Source organism: Spirosoma aerophilum, assembly GCF_054782495.1.
Map to the genome: position 1 here is coordinate 64,977 of NZ_BAAGSJ010000009.1, position 17,612 is coordinate 82,588.

Annotated in this window: 12 protein-coding genes; 8 read left to right on the forward strand and 4 right to left on the reverse strand. The window is 51.3% G+C overall.

Annotation, left to right across the window (positions count from 1 at the left end; genetic code table 11):
- The 5 genes from ACYVK4_RS07945 to ACYVK4_RS07965 are packed head-to-tail and all read left to right on the forward strand — an operon-like array spanning position 1 to position 3,498.
- Entirely contained in the window at positions 1-672 is a 672-nt protein-coding gene (locus ACYVK4_RS07945) for a hypothetical protein (RefSeq protein ID WP_461126960.1), read from the forward strand.
- A 6-nt stretch (positions 673-678) separates the two neighbouring features.
- Positions 679-1,344, forward strand: coding sequence for a hypothetical protein (locus ACYVK4_RS07950; RefSeq protein WP_461126961.1), 666 nt, complete (start codon positions 679-681; stop codon positions 1,342-1,344).
- Between the two features lie 6 nt (positions 1,345-1,350).
- Positions 1,351-2,049, forward strand: coding sequence for a hypothetical protein (locus ACYVK4_RS07955; RefSeq protein ID WP_461126962.1), 699 nt, complete (start codon positions 1,351-1,353; stop codon positions 2,047-2,049).
- 10 nt (positions 2,050-2,059) lie between these two features.
- Complete coding sequence (locus ACYVK4_RS07960; RefSeq protein WP_461126963.1) at positions 2,060-2,767, forward strand: hypothetical protein; 708 nt, start codon at positions 2,060-2,062, stop codon at positions 2,765-2,767.
- 26 nt (positions 2,768-2,793) lie between these two features.
- Entirely contained in the window at positions 2,794-3,498 is a 705-nt protein-coding gene (locus ACYVK4_RS07965) for a hypothetical protein (protein ID WP_461126964.1), read from the forward strand.
- Positions 3,499-3,537: 39 nt separating this feature from the next.
- Here the strand turns inward: ACYVK4_RS07965 and ACYVK4_RS07970 are convergent, their stop codons facing one another.
- Positions 3,538-4,623 (reverse strand): glycosyltransferase family 4 protein, encoded by a 1,086-nt coding sequence (locus tag ACYVK4_RS07970; RefSeq protein WP_461126965.1) that lies wholly within the window; start codon positions 4,621-4,623, stop codon positions 3,538-3,540.
- Positions 4,624-4,784: 161 nt separating this feature from the next.
- Between ACYVK4_RS07970 and hemE the strand changes: the two genes are divergently transcribed.
- Entirely contained in the window at positions 4,785-5,819 is a 1,035-nt protein-coding gene (gene hemE, locus ACYVK4_RS07975) for a uroporphyrinogen decarboxylase (protein ID WP_461126966.1), read from the forward strand.
- A 216-nt stretch (positions 5,820-6,035) separates the two neighbouring features.
- Here the strand turns inward: hemE and ACYVK4_RS07980 are convergent, their stop codons facing one another.
- The 3 genes from ACYVK4_RS07980 to ACYVK4_RS07990 form a co-directional block, all read right to left on the reverse strand.
- The gene (locus tag ACYVK4_RS07980; RefSeq protein WP_461126967.1) at positions 6,036-7,013 is read right to left on the reverse strand and encodes a bifunctional heptose 7-phosphate kinase/heptose 1-phosphate adenyltransferase; all 978 of its coding nucleotides are present in this window, start codon (positions 7,011-7,013) and stop codon (positions 6,036-6,038) included.
- Positions 7,014-7,136: 123 nt separating this feature from the next.
- A complete protein-coding gene (locus tag ACYVK4_RS07985; protein ID WP_461126968.1) occupies positions 7,137-8,699 on the reverse strand; it encodes an NADH-quinone oxidoreductase subunit N in 1,563 nt (520 codons plus the stop codon).
- 140 nt (positions 8,700-8,839) lie between these two features.
- Complete coding sequence (locus tag ACYVK4_RS07990) at positions 8,840-9,655, reverse strand: TerC family protein (RefSeq protein WP_461126969.1); 816 nt, start codon at positions 9,653-9,655, stop codon at positions 8,840-8,842.
- Between the two features lie 373 nt (positions 9,656-10,028).
- Here ACYVK4_RS07990 and ACYVK4_RS07995 point away from each other — a divergent pair, with 373 nt between their 5' ends.
- Together ACYVK4_RS07995 and tamL are read left to right on the forward strand one after the other, a co-directional pair.
- Positions 10,029-15,083: a translocation/assembly module TamB domain-containing protein gene (locus ACYVK4_RS07995; protein ID WP_461126970.1), complete on the forward strand. Its 5,055-nt coding sequence runs from the start codon at positions 10,029-10,031 to the stop codon at positions 15,081-15,083.
- A 96-nt stretch (positions 15,084-15,179) separates the two neighbouring features.
- Positions 15,180-17,528: a translocation and assembly module lipoprotein TamL gene (gene tamL, locus ACYVK4_RS08000; protein WP_461127503.1), complete on the forward strand. Its 2,349-nt coding sequence runs from the start codon at positions 15,180-15,182 to the stop codon at positions 17,526-17,528.
- The last annotated feature ends 84 nt before the right edge of the window (positions 17,529-17,612 follow it).

Below are 17,612 nucleotides of genomic sequence, written 5' to 3' on the forward strand. Positions count from 1 at the left end.
ATGGCTCTGACACCTTTTCAACTGAAATACCTACGCTTCGATTTAATCGGATTGGGCGACATCAAATACGACGATGTTGTCGACGAACTGCTCGACCATTACGCCAGCCTGACCGAACAGAAAATGACGAGTGGTCTGGCATTTGAGGAAGCCAGCAAACAGGCATGGGCTGACCTTGGAGGAGAAAAAGGCGTTCAGAGTATTCAGGCGTCGTTTGTGAGGTCAATTGAGCAACAGATCAAAACGCAGCACATCAATACCCTGAAAAGTTATTTCCGCTGGCCCACTCTGGTCACTACCATACTTGTAGGCTTGCTCATCTACATAATAATACCGCTGGTGCCCGTAAACTGGTTGATCTGGGTCACGTTGCTTATTGGCATAACACCATATCTGTTCATATTACGAGGGTATTATTACGGCTTTCACCAGCAAACTGATACGGGCAAACTAGTCTGGGAATATCTGTTAAACAAATGCGGATTAGCCGTTTGTCTTTTCCACCTAAGCCTAAACCTACCTAATCACTTTTTAGAAAACACTCCTGAGTCAACACGAACGTTTTTGCAAACTTACCCCACTGTTTCGGTTCTTGTTTGCCTGCTCCTGTTACTTTACACCGCGAGTTTTATCCAATTATTTCAGCACCAGTATAAACACAAATTCGTTTAAGCCGCCATGCTCACTCCCACCCAACTTGACTATCTCCAACAAGATCTATCTGGTCTGGCGAACATTGAATATGACGAAGTGATGACCGAGTTGCTGGATCATTACGCCAGCCTTACCGAGCGAAAAATGGCGCTCAATATGTCGTTCGAAGACGCCAGCAAGTGGGCCTGGGCTGAGTTGGGCAGTGGCGAAGGCCTGCAGCAGATTCAGACCGATTATGAGAAAAGTATCACAGCACAGGTGCGAACCCGGCACGTTGAAATCCTGAAGAGCTATTTCCGGTGGCCAACTTTCGTGACAACCACACTAGTTGGTGCATTAATGTACTTTACTGCCCCGCTTATTACCGCGAATGGCATGTTTACTATTTTCTTCATTTGTGGTTTATCTCCGTTGGCGGTGTTATTCTATGGTCATCGGAAGCACTTGGACCAGCAAACGGATAGTCGAAAAATTGTCTGGACTTATCTGCGAGAATCAGGAAGCCTCATTTTTAATATGTTTTACGTTTTTGGCATAAACAGCCTTAATTCGTTATTCGAAGAGAAGAGCAGAATTTGGCTGTTTCAGGTACACTCAACAGTTGGCCTTGTCTTATGTATGGCTAGTTTGCTCTATGCGGTCAGTTTCGTTCAACTGTTCAAGGAGAATTTCAACCTAAAACTCGCTTAACCTGCCATGCTCACCCCCACCCAATTCACCGCCATCGACCAGCACCTGCGTAAGGAAAACTGGCTGCTCAATGAAGACTTAATTGCCGAACTCACCGATCATTACATCAATGGGATCAGTGAACGGCTGGCACAAGGGATGGCTTTTGATTTAGCCCTGCGGGAAATCCATACCGGCTTTGGCGGACGGAAGGGGCTGCTTAGAATGGAAGAGGAGTATCAGGTGCAGAGTTACCGAAAACTCGGACAGCTGGAATGGCAGTTGATTCGTTCCTTTATGAATGGATCAAGATGGCCGATTACCGCCAGTCTGTTCGTTGGTCTGTATGTAGTCAACGCGAATTTCGGTGCGGAAGATATGGTAAAAAACGGGTTGGCTGTTGGTTTTCTGCCTGTTACGTTTTCTATTCTTGTTAGTATTGCCAAGAGTATTTTCTTTTTTTATCAGAATCGGAATGAGGTTAGTCAGGCTGTTATGCAACCAAGTTCGCCGGTTTTTATTACGGCCTACCTGCTTAGTATGTCCTTATTACTTCTCAATAAATACGGCCTGACAATGTACGGCTTAAGCCTCCCGGCGTCGGTAATCCTATCACTGCAAACTTTACTGGAAACACTGTGCCTGGTTTATTACGCAGCCGTCGCGCTGGCTACGAGACACATTCTATTGAAAGAACGTAACCAACGTTATCCTAAGTCCGCCTAATTATCCGAACATGCTCACGCCCGACCAATTCGCTGTTCTCCGTCAGGACCTGCTTGAGGAAGCGAACATTTCTTACAAAGAGGTACTGGACGAACTACTGGACCATTACGCCAGCCTGACCGAGCACGGTATGAACGAAGGTTACTCGTTTGACGAGGCCAGCCGAAAAGCGTGGATCAGTTTGGGAAGCGGACAGGGCATTTCTCACATTCAGGAGCGGTACAAGAAACTATTGTTGAAGCAAATGCAGGTGCAGCACTGGGCCATTGTGCGCCGTTATTTTCGCTGGCCTACGCTGGTCACAACCTTGCTGATCGGCGTGTTAGCTTATTCAATAGCGAAGGTTGTGCCGCCGGGAGCGTTAACATTGGCGTTTGTGGTCCTCGTTTTAGTACCTTATTTATTGTTTATCCCCAGCGAATTACGGTTGTTTTGGCGAGAACGGATAAGGAAACAACAGCTACTTACCTCGCTCCGCCGGGAAGTTGTGTATCGGCAGGCTCGTTATGGAAATTACCTGTATCTGGTCGTTATTCAACTACCCGCGCTGGCTGCCAGTTTATTTTTAGATGGTACGCGCTGGTCTCCAAATAGACCGTACCTGTTTGAGTGGCACGCGAGCTTATCGGCTGCCCTGGCTTTTGTAGCCATTTTGTACACGCTTACCTACGTTGAACTATATAAAAAGCAGTCTGACTTAGGCTTTACCTCCGTCTGATTCACCTTTTTCGATTACTTCATTCCATGCTCACCCCCGCCCAGCAATCCACCCTCGATTATCACCTTCGCGAGACGAACCTACTCACGAACGAGGAATTAATTCTCGAATTGACCGACCATTACACCACGGCTCTGCTCGACCGTATGGCACAGGGCATGACCTTCGAAACGGCCCTGACGGATACGCAACAGGCGTTTGGCGGGCGCAAAGGATTACAGAAAATGGAGCGCCAGTACAACCGGGTCACCTTCCGGCAGTACGACGAGCGCTGGCGACAGACATTGCGTACCCAGTTTGAGAAACCGTTGTTGTGGCGGCAAACAGTGCCTATTTATGCGGTTATACTTCTCTTATCTTTTGTTATTTACACGCCTAATCCAGCAAATGGATTGGAGCTAGATGACGACTTCTATTACGGCTTTGCAAGTGGAACGCTTTCAGGGTTTATTATCTTGATAGTGAGCTTAATATGGCCTTACCTAAAAACTGCTTTCAAACATGGCCTTTACAACATTCCTACAGAAGCACTCTATTTGGTTACACGTCATTCCGTACTACTTCTCATCATGTATGGAGCAGGAGGAATGGGGTTTCTAGGAATTTTCTCCTTCCTACCTTATCCTGTTCAGCCTATACTCGTTTCGCTTTACTTAGGATTCGCTGGTCTGTATATGCGAACTGGCAACATTATGTACGAATCTCTGTATGAAGTTTATCCAAATCGGTAAATAGTCTTTAACCAATAGTGCCAAACCGGACGCCACTGGTTAGGGATTCACTAACCCCTCATATAACTTCCAGTACTCTCCTGCCACACTTGGCCAGCTAAACCCGGCGGCTCGTCGGCGGAGACGTTCCTCGCGCAGGGAATTCTGACCGAAATCGTGCAGTCCGTCGTGGAGCACTTTGGCCATATTTTCCGGTTCGAAATCTTCGAAGTAATACGCTTCTTTGCCGCCCACTTCGGGTAAGCTCGTGAGGTTGGAAATGAAGACCGGCTTGCCGAAGGTCATCGCTTCGGCAACGGGCAAACCAAAACCTTCGGTCAGGGAGGGAAACAAAAACGCTTCACAGTGAGCGTAAAGCCATAACTTCGTTGACTCTTCAACCGAGCCAGCCAATAATAACCGGTCGGCCACACCCAACTTTTCGGCCTGTTGGCGGATGTGCTGGGCGTACGGATGCCGGTCGGGGCCAGCCAGCACCAGCCGGTAATCGGGAAAGGCTTCGAGCAGCGGCAGCAGCGTATGCACGTTCTTTTTGGGGTGAATGACGCCCACGAAGAGTAAAAAAGGCGACTGGGTGAAGTCGTGCAGCGGTGAATCGGCGGGTAGTTCCGTCGGCGCATTCTTTGGATCAACGGCCACACCGGTATACACCACATCGAAAGGTGTAGTTGACGGAATCGTCAGGTTCTGGCGGACCACCGAAGCTGTAAATGCCGAACCAGCCGTCAGCAACGACGCCTTGTTGATCTTTCGCTGCAGCCGGGCCAGCTTACGCTCCTTTTTGGCAGCTGAATAATCGGCCCGTTCCAGAAAATTAAGGTCGTAAATCGTCAGCATCAACTTAGCCGACTTATTAATTAACGGATTTGGTAAATACGACGAATCCTGATGCAGACAATGCCAAACATCATAACTGCCGGGAATCAGCAATTTTCGTTGCCAGGACGCTTCAATGTAAGAGACGGAATCACCAAAAACACCCGATTTTCCTTTTGGCACCAGAAACGTCAGGTTCCATCCATCGTGACGCTGGCGAACCAGTTCGTGTCCAAGATGTAAACAAACCTGCCCCAGACCACTGTTGAGGTCGCGCAGGCGTTCGGCGTCGATAAAGAGAGATGGCATACGATTTCCTGATTTTGGCAAAATTGGGAAATATTTAAACATCCAGCCCAAATAAAAAGCCGGGCCATAGTTTAGAACTGTGGACCGGCTACCTGCTTTCAGAAAAAATCATATAAATCATTTCAATCCTAAAAATCCCGGTTCAGACTTACTTTTGCACCATGACTTTACAAAATGACTTGTTGCTCCGCACCGCGCGGGGTGAGTTGACCGAGCGGGTGCCCGTCTGGATGATGCGGCAGGCAGGGCGTGTCTTACCGCAATACCGGGCCGTTCGGGAGCAGGCCGGGAGTTTTATCACCCTCGCCAAAACGCCCGAACTAGCCGCCGAAGTGACCATTCAGCCGGTCGATGCCTTCGACGTTGATGCGGCCATTATCTTTTCGGATATCCTCGTCGTGCCCGAAGCCATGGGCCTGCCGTACGAAATGATCGAGAGCCGGGGCCCCGTTTTCCCATCGACGGTACGTAATCAGGCCGACCTGAGCCGATTACGGGTAGCCGATGCCGAAAGTGATCTGGGCTATGTGCTGGATGCGATAAAACTGACCAAGAAAGAACTGAACAACCGGGTACCGCTCATTGGTTTTGCCGGGGCACCGTTCACTATTTTCTGCTACATGACCGAGGGAAAAGGCTCCAAGACCTTCTCGGTAGCGAAGAAATTACTCTACACCGATCCGAACTTTGCGCACGCACTGCTTCAGCAAATTACGGACAGCACCATCGCGTATTTACAGGCGCAGATTCGGGCGGGGGTTGATCTGGTTCAGATCTTCGATTCGTGGGCAGGTATTCTCTCGCCAGAGCAATACCGGACGTTCTCGCTGCCGTACATCAAGCAGATCTGCGATGTGATCTCCGGAACGCCGGACCGTGAAGTTCCCGTGACCGTTTTTGCCAAAGGGGCTTTCTTTGCCCGGCACGAAATTGGTCAGTTGAGCTGCGATGTAGTGGGACTGGACTGGAACATGGACCCGAAAGAATCGCGGGCGTTAGTGCCGGACCGCGTCTTGCAGGGAAATCTAGACCCCTGTGTGCTCTATGCTGATTTTGCCCAGATCCGCGCGGAGGTCAAACAGATGCTCAGCGACTTTGGCCACCAGCATTATATTGCCAACCTTGGTCACGGCATCTACCCGGATACCGACCCCGACAAAGCCCGGTGCTTTGTGGATGCCATTAAAGAAATGTAACGTACCTCCGGACTTTAGTCCGGATAGCTACACATTCTATCCGGACTAAAGTCCGCAGGTACGTGTCTTTCCCGTGATGTCAGGTTCTCAAACCTGACAGGTAAGGTTTCTCAAAACCTTTACAGTTAAAAATATAGACGGTTTTGAGAAACCTTACTGTGCCGGGTTTATGAACCCGCCACCACACATAACGCGGGTGGAAACCCGCGTTACGGGCTACAAATTCTCTTTCGCTTCCTGTTTCAGCAACGTCTTATCAATTGGCACGACGCCAACAGACTCGCAAACCAGGCCTCCACCCAGATTTGACAGACCGGCAATGACATGCGGAGGTTGCTTCAATGCGACACAGCAGGCGGCAATGCTGATGACGGTATCGCCAGCGCCCGATACATCGGCAATTTTACGGATGTGAGCGGGTAGTTTTAACGTCTCGCCATAATAGTCGATAAAGGCCCCACGCTCCGACAACGTGATCAAAGCCCCTTTCAGGTTCAGCGTCTCTTTTAGTTGAGTAACGACGGCCCGCAGTTCTTCGGGTTTATCGACGTCGAAATCTACTTTTAAGCCCTCCCGCAACTCCTTCAGATTCGGTTTGAACAGCGTCGTATTCTGATATGCCAGAAAGTTGCGTTTCTTCGGATCAACCACCGTCGGTACGCGCTGCTCGTTGGCGAAGTCGGTAATTTCGGCGATAGCTTCCCTGCTCAGAACGCCTTTGTCATAATCTTCAAAAATAACGACTTGACAGGTCGGAATCAGTTCTTTCGCTTTGGCAATCAACTGCGCCCGTTCATCGGCGGTGATGTATTTATCGGTCTCTGTATCCACCCGAACCACTTGCTGCGACCCGGCGATAATGCGTTCCTTGATGGTGGTGATCCGGGCACTGCTTCGAATGAGTCCTTTGCAGTTTAGTCCCCGATCGTGCAATTCCTGTTCGAGTTGATCGCCCGGTGCGTCGGTGCCAATGACGGAGCAGATAATGGCTTCGGCCCCTAAAGCCTGCACGTTCAGCAGCACATTGCCAGCCCCGCCCAACCGCAATTCGCGCCGATCGACGGTTACTACCGGGACGGGTGCTTCGGGCGAAATCCGCTCCACGCGACCCCAAACGTAGGAGTCGAGCATGACATCGCCAATAATCAGAACGCGGAGTTTATCGAACTGATCGAACAGTTCGTCAATTGACATATCTAAAACTACAGAGTCATGAGTTGAACTCATACGGGCGGAAAAACTTGTTTTGGCTACAAAGAAACGAAACACTATTCCCTTTTCCGAAAATAGACCTGCCCCATTGAGGAAACGGAGCTATTAACGCTGGCTTATAAACTGAAGCAACAGATCGGGTTTCAGGAAAAACAGAATCACCGGAATCACTAAGCTAACAGCTAGCCAAACCAGCGGGCGAGGTAAAACGACAGCTGGTGCGGGTTCTGCGGAAACCGGTGCCGGACGAAAAAAAAGCAGGAAAGGAATCTTCAGATAATACACCAGCGAAATAAGCGCATTCAGCAAACCCAACGCAAATAAGGCTAGTAGCCAGTTGTCGCCCGTTTGTTGGTAAGCTTCGTATAAGGCCGAGAACGACAGCAATTTAGCCGTGAAGCCCACCGTTGGCGGCAACCCGGTCAAGGCCAGCATAACGATCGTCAGCGCCACCGACAATAGCGGCTGTTTGGCTCCCAAGCCAGCGAAATCACGAATGGTGAGTGGGTCGGTATTCCCGTTGCTCCGGGCCAGCAGGTCGACCAGGAAAAAAGCCGCCAGCGAGATAAACAGATACGTACCGGTATAAAATAGAACGGCTTCGAAGCCCGCATCGCTGAGCGCCACCACACCCACCAGCAAAAAACCGGCATGGGCAATGGTCGAGTAAGCCAGTAGCCGTTTGGCATCGGTTTGCCGAAGTGCCGACAGATTCCCGATGAGAATACCCGCCAGCGCCAGCACGGCCAGGGGCGTTTGCAGGACCGTTGCAGTGGCACCTCCGGCCGTTGTTTCGGCAGGCAGGGCCGTCACAACGCGCATCAGCACCAGTACCGCAGCCGCTTTGGGACCAACCGAAAAGAAGGCCGCTACGGGTACGGGAGCCGCTTCGTACGCATCGGGTGTCCAGACATGAAATGGCACACCCGCCAGCTTGAACAACAATCCAGCGGTCGTGAGCAACATGGCTACGGCTACCACGGCTCCATCCTGCCGGGCCAGTTCAGCTCCGAACGCATCAGACGTCAGGTCGAGCGTACCGGTCATGCCATACAATAATGACATGCCGTACAGCATGACTGCCGAGCTGATGGCACCAAACAACAGGTATTTAATGCCCCCTTCCGATGCCTTTCGGCTGGTGGTGAGCGCCGTGAGCAGGTAGGAACAGATAGATACCAGTTCGATACTCAGGTAAATACTAAGCATGTTGACCGATATAGCCATCAGGAACAGGCCCAATGTCATGGCGATCAGCAACGAGTACCACTCAAAGGGCAATGTGGGTTGAGTGGTCAGATCGGCTGGCGATGTACTTATCCCGCCATTGGAGGTCTGCTCCTGCCGAACCGTTAAAAATTCGTACAGCACCACCAGAATCGCCCCCAGGGCCACGATGACCTGTATAAAAATGGCTTGCTGATCGACAAACAGCAGGTTCATGAACAGAAAACCCCGCACCGGTAAGCGCATGGCCCAGATGCCCCCCACCAGCAGCATGATAACCGTCAACCCCGCCAGATACCGACGTACATTCGGCCGGGCCATTACCCGAACGAATACCAGTTCGGCAAGTAACAGCAGACAGAAAGATGCCGACAGCCAGATTTCCGGCCCGAAGCCGCCCAGACTGTTAATGATATCGGTAAGTTGATCGGTAAGAGACAAAATAGTGATTGGTGGAGAAGTGGAGAAGTCGAGTAGTGGAGTGAGTCAAGTAGTGGAGTGAGTAGAGTAGTGAAGTAATACATCTTCTTCCACTCATTTCACTCACTCCACTACTCCACTCACTTCACCAGAAACTATACTTAAATCATGCCATCACGATCCGGTTGCCCTTCGTAATTGTGCAGTTTGATGGGTGGTTGCTTCTTACGCAGGCGAATGTTCAGGAACTCGACCAGCAGGGAGAAGGCGATAGCAAAATACAAATACCCTTTGGGCACGACACCTACTTCCTGGTTGAAGATCACGACTTCAGACAGGTGAGCGCCTTCGGCCACCAGCATGAAGCCAATCATGATCAGAAAGGCCAGTCCGAGCATCTGAATGGTCGGGTGTTCGTTAACAAATGAGCCAACGGGCCCGGCAAAAAACATCATGATCAGAATTGACAGCACAACAGCGATCATCATGATGGCGACATTCTGGGTTAGACCGATGGCTGTCAGGATGGAATCGATGGAAAACACAATATTAGTAATGGCAATTTGTGTTACTACACTGGAAACGGTCGCTTTTCCTTTCGTGCTGCCGCTTTCGATCTCTTCCTCTCCGCCCCCTTCCAGTTTGTGGTGAATTTCGGATGTGGCTTTGTAGAGCAGAAACAGACCACCGGCAAACAGAATTAGGCTTTGGCCGGTAAGGGCGGCTTTAAACCAGCCTGCATCAATGTGCGTAAAGGGTTTGCTGAGCGATATGACAAACGAAATACCCATCAGCAGCAGCAGCCGGAAACCCATTGCCAGAATTAAACCAATATTCCGGGCTTTGGGCTGGTCCTGACGGGCCAGCTTGTTGGCCGCAATGGAGATGAAAATGATGTTATCGATACCCAGAACAATTTCCAAAAAGGTCAGGGTAAGCAGACTGACGATTGATTCAGCAGTAAAAAGATCGCTCATAGTTGAACAGAAGTGAAAGCCAAAATTACCCCCTACAGGTCGGGTCTGCAACAACTTACCCAAGAAAGAGCCTTAAACCGGACAAAAGGCGTGTAAATTGGACAGTTGGTAAATTATAGGAGAAACGCGTAGCTGGCAACAAAACAACGGTCGATTGCGTATAGTTATACCAGATGCGGATAGATTCTGTTAAACTGTAGCGTCGAATTGCCCCCAAACGGGATACAATTTCATAAATAGACGATATTTATGGACATTTAGTCGCTTTGACACGAGCTGGTAACATATTTACAGTTGGCTCGTTATACTCACAGTGACGTATACCCTGATTCGATCCTAAACCGGTTAGCTATCCGCCAAAACTCAGCGTCTTGTGTCGAAACTGATTGTTCGTATTTTACTCGGCTTGCTTGCCATCGTGCTGTTACTGGTAGGATTCGTGGTTGTTGTTGCCACAACTCCCTGGGGCCAGCAGTTGGTAACCAAACAGGTAAACTCCTATCTCGCCCAAAAGCTTCAGTCACCCTTTCGCATCGGGCATATCCGCTATTCCATTCCCGACTGGATCGAACTGGAAGATGTTTTCTTTAAAACACCCAAAGGCGATACCCTCTTGAATGGCGGTCGCATGCGGGTAGACCTCGACATGTGGGGCCTGCTTAACAATCGTGTTGCGCTCAACCAGATCGAACTGGAGCATATTCGACTGAATATCAGCCGAACATTACCCGACACGGCCTTCAATTTCAAGTACATTCTCGACGCGTTCGATACAGGCACCGCCCCCGAACCGTCCGATACGGTGTCGACTCCACTGGCCATTAACCTGACGGGAATTGCCCTGCGGGATGTACGCATCAAATACAAAGATGACGTTACCGGGGCTGATGTCAATGCTTACATGGATAGCCTGCGGGCCAACTTCAGCGAAACGGACGTCGATAAATCCAGATACCATTTATCCAATGTGGCGGTAAACGGGCTGGACGTTTATACCCGCCTGTACCAGGGCTTGCCCACGCCACCCAGTGCACCCGGCAAACCCGGCGACACGCTCGATCTGGCCTTGGGCAAATGGCAGATCAACCGGGCGAAATGGGATATTCGGGTTGAAACAGCCGACTTCAAGACAAAAGGGAATGCCGAACGACTGGCGATGGAGTCCGACTATTTCTACCTCGACGGCGAAAAAATAGGCATCAAATCCCTAGACTTAGCCAATGCCGATGTGGCCGCTACGCTAACCAAACCAACGAAAAAGGCAACAGCGACCCCGCCAACAGCCGCTTCGGCGGTTACGCCCGGCTGGCAGGCGAAACTAACCAACGTCCGCTTTGCCAACAACCGAATCCGGTACGACGACGAAACGGCTCCCCGGCAAAAAACAGGACTCGACTACGGCCACCTCGACTTGCGGAACCTGGGTATCGACGGGCGGTTTCTGGTGTATGAAGATCTGGGTAAGCGGGGGCAGAAAATTAGCGGGCAACTGCGAAATGGCCGTTTCCGCGCTACCAGCGGGTTCGTGCTGCAACAACTCGAAGGCAACGTTTTATACACCGACACCACCACCACCATCACCAAACTTTATGTGCAAACGCCAACGAGTCTGCTGCGCGACCAGTTGGTGCTTCGGTACGATTCGCTCGGTCAGTTGACCAACCCCCGCTTTGCCAAACGGGTGGGCGTCCGGGTGAACCTGCGTCAGAGTAAATTATCGGTTGAAGATGTTCTGCAACTGGCTCCTTTTCTGGCCGATACGCCCCCGTTTGCGGGCAATCGCGGGGGTGTTTTCAAAGCAAATGCCCAGGCGGTAGGCACATTGGCCTCGCTGAACTTACCTCGGTTTGAGTTCGATATGCTGTCGGGCACTCGAATCCGGGCCAGCGGGCGACTGACTAATGTGACAGACCCTGACCATGTCGGGCTGGATATGACCATTCAGGACGCCACGACCAACATTGCCGATATCAATAAACTGGTGCCCAAAGGGACCATTCCCTCATCAATTGCGCTTCCCCCCTCGTTGAAACTCACCGGCAAACTGAAGGGCGAGCTAAACAACCTTGTCCTCGATGCCAAACTGAATACCGAATGGGGAACGGCGGCTTTTGACGGTAAACTCGCGGGCTTCGTGGCTGGTAAAAACCAGACTTACAAAGGCACGCTGAACCTCAATGATTTCGATGCGGGCAAGTGGCTTAAGCAAACTGGGACCGTGGGCAAAGTTACCGGCCGCGCGACAGTCGATGGACGGGGAATCGACCCGAACACCTTGACAACCCGTTTTGATCTGGCCGTACAATCAGCCGATCTGAACGGCTATCGCTACCAGAATCTGGATGCCGAAGGCCGGCTCGCCAATGGGCTTCTGGATTTGAAAGGAGGGTTGAAAGATCCGAATGCGAACCTGGATCTCGACATCAAGGCCAGCTTGAAAGGGGACTTCCCGAGCGTTGCCGGGCAAACCGTTATCAACGAGCTAAACCTCCAGCAACTCAAACTGTACAAAGACCCATTATCGCTCAAAGGAAAGATTAACCTCGACATGGCCTCCACCGACCCGGCCAAACCCGTTGGTACAATCTCGGCGAGCGATGCGGTGATCACGCTGGATGGCAAAAACTACCCCGTCGATTCCCTCTACGCCAAACTGGCTGCCGATGGGAACACAAAAAATGTAGTAGCCCGGCTGCCGGGGGCTCAGCTTCGGCTGAACGGGCAATTTGAGTATGCCCAATTGTACGACATCATTGCCGGAGAAATAAGTCAGTACATTGCCCTGCCTTCGTTAACCTACAAGCGCATTCCGCCCCCGCATGCCTTCACGGTCGCGATGAAAGCGTATCAGAATCCGTTGCTGCAGGCTTTCGTTCCAGCTCTTACCCGGCTGGATACCGTCCGTTTCAATGCCTATCTGGACAACTCACGTGACACTACCCTATCGGCCACGATTCGTACCGGCGTCGTTGTTTATGACACAACGACTTTGCAGGGAAGTACCATGGCGATACGGGGTGCCAACAACCAGTTAAAAGTAGATGGTCGCATAGACGGTGTCTTGTACGATGGCATAACAATTCGGCAAACCAACCTGAATGGCATTGCGGCCAATAACCGGTTTCGGTTTGCCGTTGTCAACAAAGATTCGATCAATCAGGATCTGCATGGTATTGCGGGAACACTCAGCATTGTCGATTCCAGTTATCGATTCCAGTTTGCGCCCAATGGCCTGCTCACAAACTACCAGCGCTGGCAGACAGATACCAGCGGCTTTGCTCAGTACGGTAAAAATGGCGTGCTGCTCAACCGCCTGCACATAGAGACCGGTCAGCAGTCGCTGGAAATCAGCAGTACCGAACAATACGGAAACGCGCCCATTCGGGTGACGGCCCGCGCCATTGAACTGGGCAACCTGGCCCGACTGGCGAATCAGGACACCACGCTGGCCAGTGGGCAGCTGAACGGCACGGTTATCGTCCGCGATTACATGAGTACAGACAGTAAATTGTCGTTTATCGGATCGGTTTATGTCGATAGTCTGAAAGTAATGGCCAAGCCGATTGGCAACCTCACCGCCCGATTCCGCAACGAATCCGACGGGCGCATCAGTGTCAACACGGTGCTGGCCGGGCCATATAATGATGCCACCGTTACGGGTTATTACAATCCTGAAGATGCTAAGAAAGCCCTTGATCTGGCTATCAACCTAAACCGACTGGACGCCCGAACCATCGAAGCTTTCAGCTTTGGCGAGCTGCGGCAGGCCAAGGGTCAACTCACGGGTGAATTCACCGTTGCCGGGGCTGCCGACAATCCCCAGTTGAACGGCAGTGTCTCCTTCGACTCCGTAGCCTTCAACATCAAGCAGCTCAACGCGACCTATCGAATCGATCAGGAGAAACTCGCCTTTTCGGGTCAGACCATTACGCTCGATGGCTTCAATCTGCGCGACGAGCAGGGCCGGACGTTAACGACCGACGGTACCGTTGTACTGAAAAACCTGCCCAACGCGTCGTATAACCTCCGCGTTCGGGCGGATCATTTCCAGGTGCTGAATGCCGGTCGCAAAGACAACGATTATGCATACGGGCAAGCCGCTATCACGGCCGACCTGCGAATAAAAGGAGCCGGTGCCAGTCCGTCTGTCAACGGCAACATACGGCTCGATGATGGCAGCAAAGTATCGGTTGTCCTACCCGACGATCAGTTGGACGTGAACGAAGCCAGTAAGATCGTTACATTTATCAATCATGGCGATTCACTGGCACTGACAAAATATCTGTACCGACCCAAAACGGATAGCCTGGCTCCCCGATTAGCTTTTGACCAGCTCAGCAATGCTAACATTTCGCTCGACTTGGAAGCCGACGAAAAATCGGAGCTAACTATCGTTGTCGACGAACTCAATGGCGATTATCTGCGGGCACGGGGCAACGCCCGGCTCAACGTGGGCGTCAATGCGGCCGGGCAGGTCACAGTGCTGGGCCGTTACGACGTGACCGAGGGCGAATACTCCCTGACCTATCAGGTCCTGAAACGGCAGTTTAAAATTCAGAAGGGCGGCTATATCCAGTTCACCGGTGATCCGCTCAGGGCCGATATCAATATCACCGCCATTTACCAGGTGTCGACCTCCCCCGCCGATCTGATTGGCAACGAGACGACAACCATCAATGCCGCTGCGCTCAACCGCAAGCTGCCGTTTGATGTGGCCCTGAGCATTGGCAACAACCTGGCAGCCCCAAAACTGGACTTCGACATTCGTTTGCCCGAAGCGGAAGAAGGTACGGCAACAGCATCCAGCGAGTTTGCCACAACCATTGAAAACAAGCTTAAAACCCTCCGTCAGGATCAGTCGCAGATCAACAAACAGGTCTTTGCGCTGCTGATTCTGAACCGGTTCTTACCCGAGAATACCTCGGATTTCTTCTCCGGTTCCGGCGGTGGCGGGCTGGATAACCAGGCTGAAGGCGTAGCTCGTAGCAGTGTTAGTAAGCTCATCTCCGAACAGTTGGGGCGCCTGGCTTCGGGTATCCTGAAAGGATTCGATGTGGACTTCAACCTGCTGTCGCAAACGGGTAGCGCCAATACGGGTGGGACGACCAACGGCGCCCGGACAGACTTGAACGTAGGGCTCTCGAAGAGCTTTTTATCGGGACGATTGACAGTTGCAGTGGGGCGGAATTTCGTATTGGAAAATGCGGCTCAAAGTGCGACCCGCAACCCAAATGAGGTGTTCGACAACGTATCCCTGAACTACAACCTCAGCCGCGACGGGCGTTATGTGCTCCGGGCCTACCGGCGTAATGACTACCAGGCCGTGCTGGACGGTTATATTATTGAAACTGGCGTTGGCTTTGTTATTACGGTCGACTATAACACGCTCTCCGATATTTTGCGTCGGTCGCCGGGCAATTCGCTGTAATTCATTATGATTGATCGTATAACGAGTTTTATTCTATCTTTTTTCTTCCTTAGCCATTCCGCCGGGGCAGCGCGTCGGTACTCCCAATCTGCCCGGATGGTAACCCGTTTCCTGTTGTTCCTGTCTATTCTTTCGCTCAACGCCTGTAATATTGCCAAACACCTGCCTGCCAATGAACGGCTGTATATGGGTACGGATATTACCATAAAGGCCGACTCGACGGTTTCGAAAGATGAGCAGGGGAATATCAAAGAGCAACTGGCCGCGCTGGCTCGCCCCCGGCCCAACAAGCAGCTGTTTGGTTACCCCTACAAAGTTGCTCTGTACTATCTGTTTGGCGAACCACGCCGAAATGGTTTTAGAGCCTGGTTTCGGCGGAAGTTTGGCGATGAGCCCGTGTTTGCCAGTGCCAAAGCCATTACGTCCAACATTCCGGTATGGAAAGCCACCTTGCAAAACCAGGGGTATTTTGGTTCCAACGTCACGGGTACATTGACCGAAAGTGGTTATAAGGCCAGGGGGGTTTATACCGTCGATGTGATGCCCCGCTACTATGTCGATTCGGTGGTTTTCATCGACACCACCAAAATTCGGGCATCCCTGAAAGCGGCTATGCGATTAGCAAGTCGCCGAACGATCATCAAAAAGGATGACCCCTACAATTTTGATAACCTTAAACTGGAGCGGGAACGGCTTAGTCAACTATTCAAACAGCGAGGATTTTATTACTTTATACCCGATTACATAGCCATTCTGGCCGATAACGACACCGCCCGGCACCGTACCCGGTTGTATTTTGCCATCAAGCCCGACATGCCTGATGCAGCTGGTATTCCATACGGTATCCGAAACGTATTCCTTTATCCAAATTACAATTTATCGACGGCCCAGACCGACACCAACCGGGGACAGGCCTACACGAGTAAAGAACAGTTCATTATTGTCGATTCGACCCAGCATTTTAACCCGAAGCTCTTCCGGGATATTGTGACCGTGAAGCCGGGTGCCCGCTATAACAGCCGGGCACAGGATTTAACGCTGTCGCGGTTTATTAACCTGGGGGCTTTTAAATTCGTCCGAAACCGGTTTGAACCTGATCAACAGGGTGACTCCGCCGTGCTCGACGTGCATTATTACCTGACGCCCTACCCAACCAAGTCGATGCGGGTCGAACTCGATGGTACGTCTCGCTCGAACAACTTCAACGGCTCGCAGGTGATCCTGAGCTGGCGGAACCGCAACACGATGAAACGGGCCGAATTACTGACGATCAATGCCAACGCCGGTATTGAGTTTCAGGTCGGTGGCGGTCCACAGAGCATTACCAACTACCGTTTTGGTACCGAAGCCATACTGAGCTTCCCGCGTCTTGTCAGCCCCGTTCGGTTCAACTACGACGAACGACGGCAGGCGCTACCCAAAACGAATGTTACCCTGAGTTATCAAAAAGTGATTCGGGGCGGGTTGTATGATCTAAACTCGTTCCAGACCACGTTCGGCTACGCATGGCGGCAGAATCAGCAGGTTGAACATTCATTCCAGCCCTTTAGCATTACCTATGTTCGGCCATCTAACATCAGCGTAGCCTTCCTGGATTCCGCCCTGAATAACCTCATTACTAACCCTTATATCTATCAACAGTACCTTACAGTAAGCCGCTCGCAGCAATTGATCCTTAGCAGCTTATACTCCTTCAATTACAATTCGTCGCTGCGAACTACTTCACCAACCACGTTCCGGCTGACCACCAATCTGGAAGTTGCGGGCAACGTCGTAAACTTATTTGCAAAGGAACGCAACGACGACGGTGATAAAATTATCTTCAATGTACCTTTTGCCCAGTTTCTCCGAGTCGATGCCGATGCGCGTTTATATACCAAACTCACGCCGAAAATAACCTGGGCCAATCGGTTATTTGGGGGACTAGGTGTTACGTATGGCAACTCCAGAGGGTTTCAGTTACCGCTGACCAAACAGTACTTTGTAGGCGGCAGCAATAGCATCCGGGCATTTCGCCCACGAGCTATTGGCCCTGGTCTGTTTGCCAGGGACACGATTCGTGACCGGCAGCTCTTCCAGGACGGCGGGGGCGATATAAAGCTCGAAGCCAATACTGAGATTCGGGCTAAGTTGAATAAGTATATTGAAGCCGCCGTCTTTGTCGATGCGGGCAATATATGGACCTATTCAAACAACGCGACCTTCGGAGACGAAGTACAGGCCAAGTTCAGCCCGGAGTTTTACAGACAGATCGCCATTGGAACCGGTGTCGGTATTCGCATAGACCTCTCCTATTTTCTGGTGCGTTTTGATCTGGCTACGCCCCTACGAAAACCGTATAAAACGAATGGCAGCGAGTGGGTTATCGACCAGATCGACTTTGGCAGCAAAGACTGGCGAAAGCAGAATCTGGTCCTGAACATTGCCGTCGGCTATCCATTCTGATCGACATAGCACAGGTCTTTAACCCGCGTAGCCGTCAGGTTAAAAACCATCCTATCTTAGCCTGACAACTACGCAGGCTGAAGA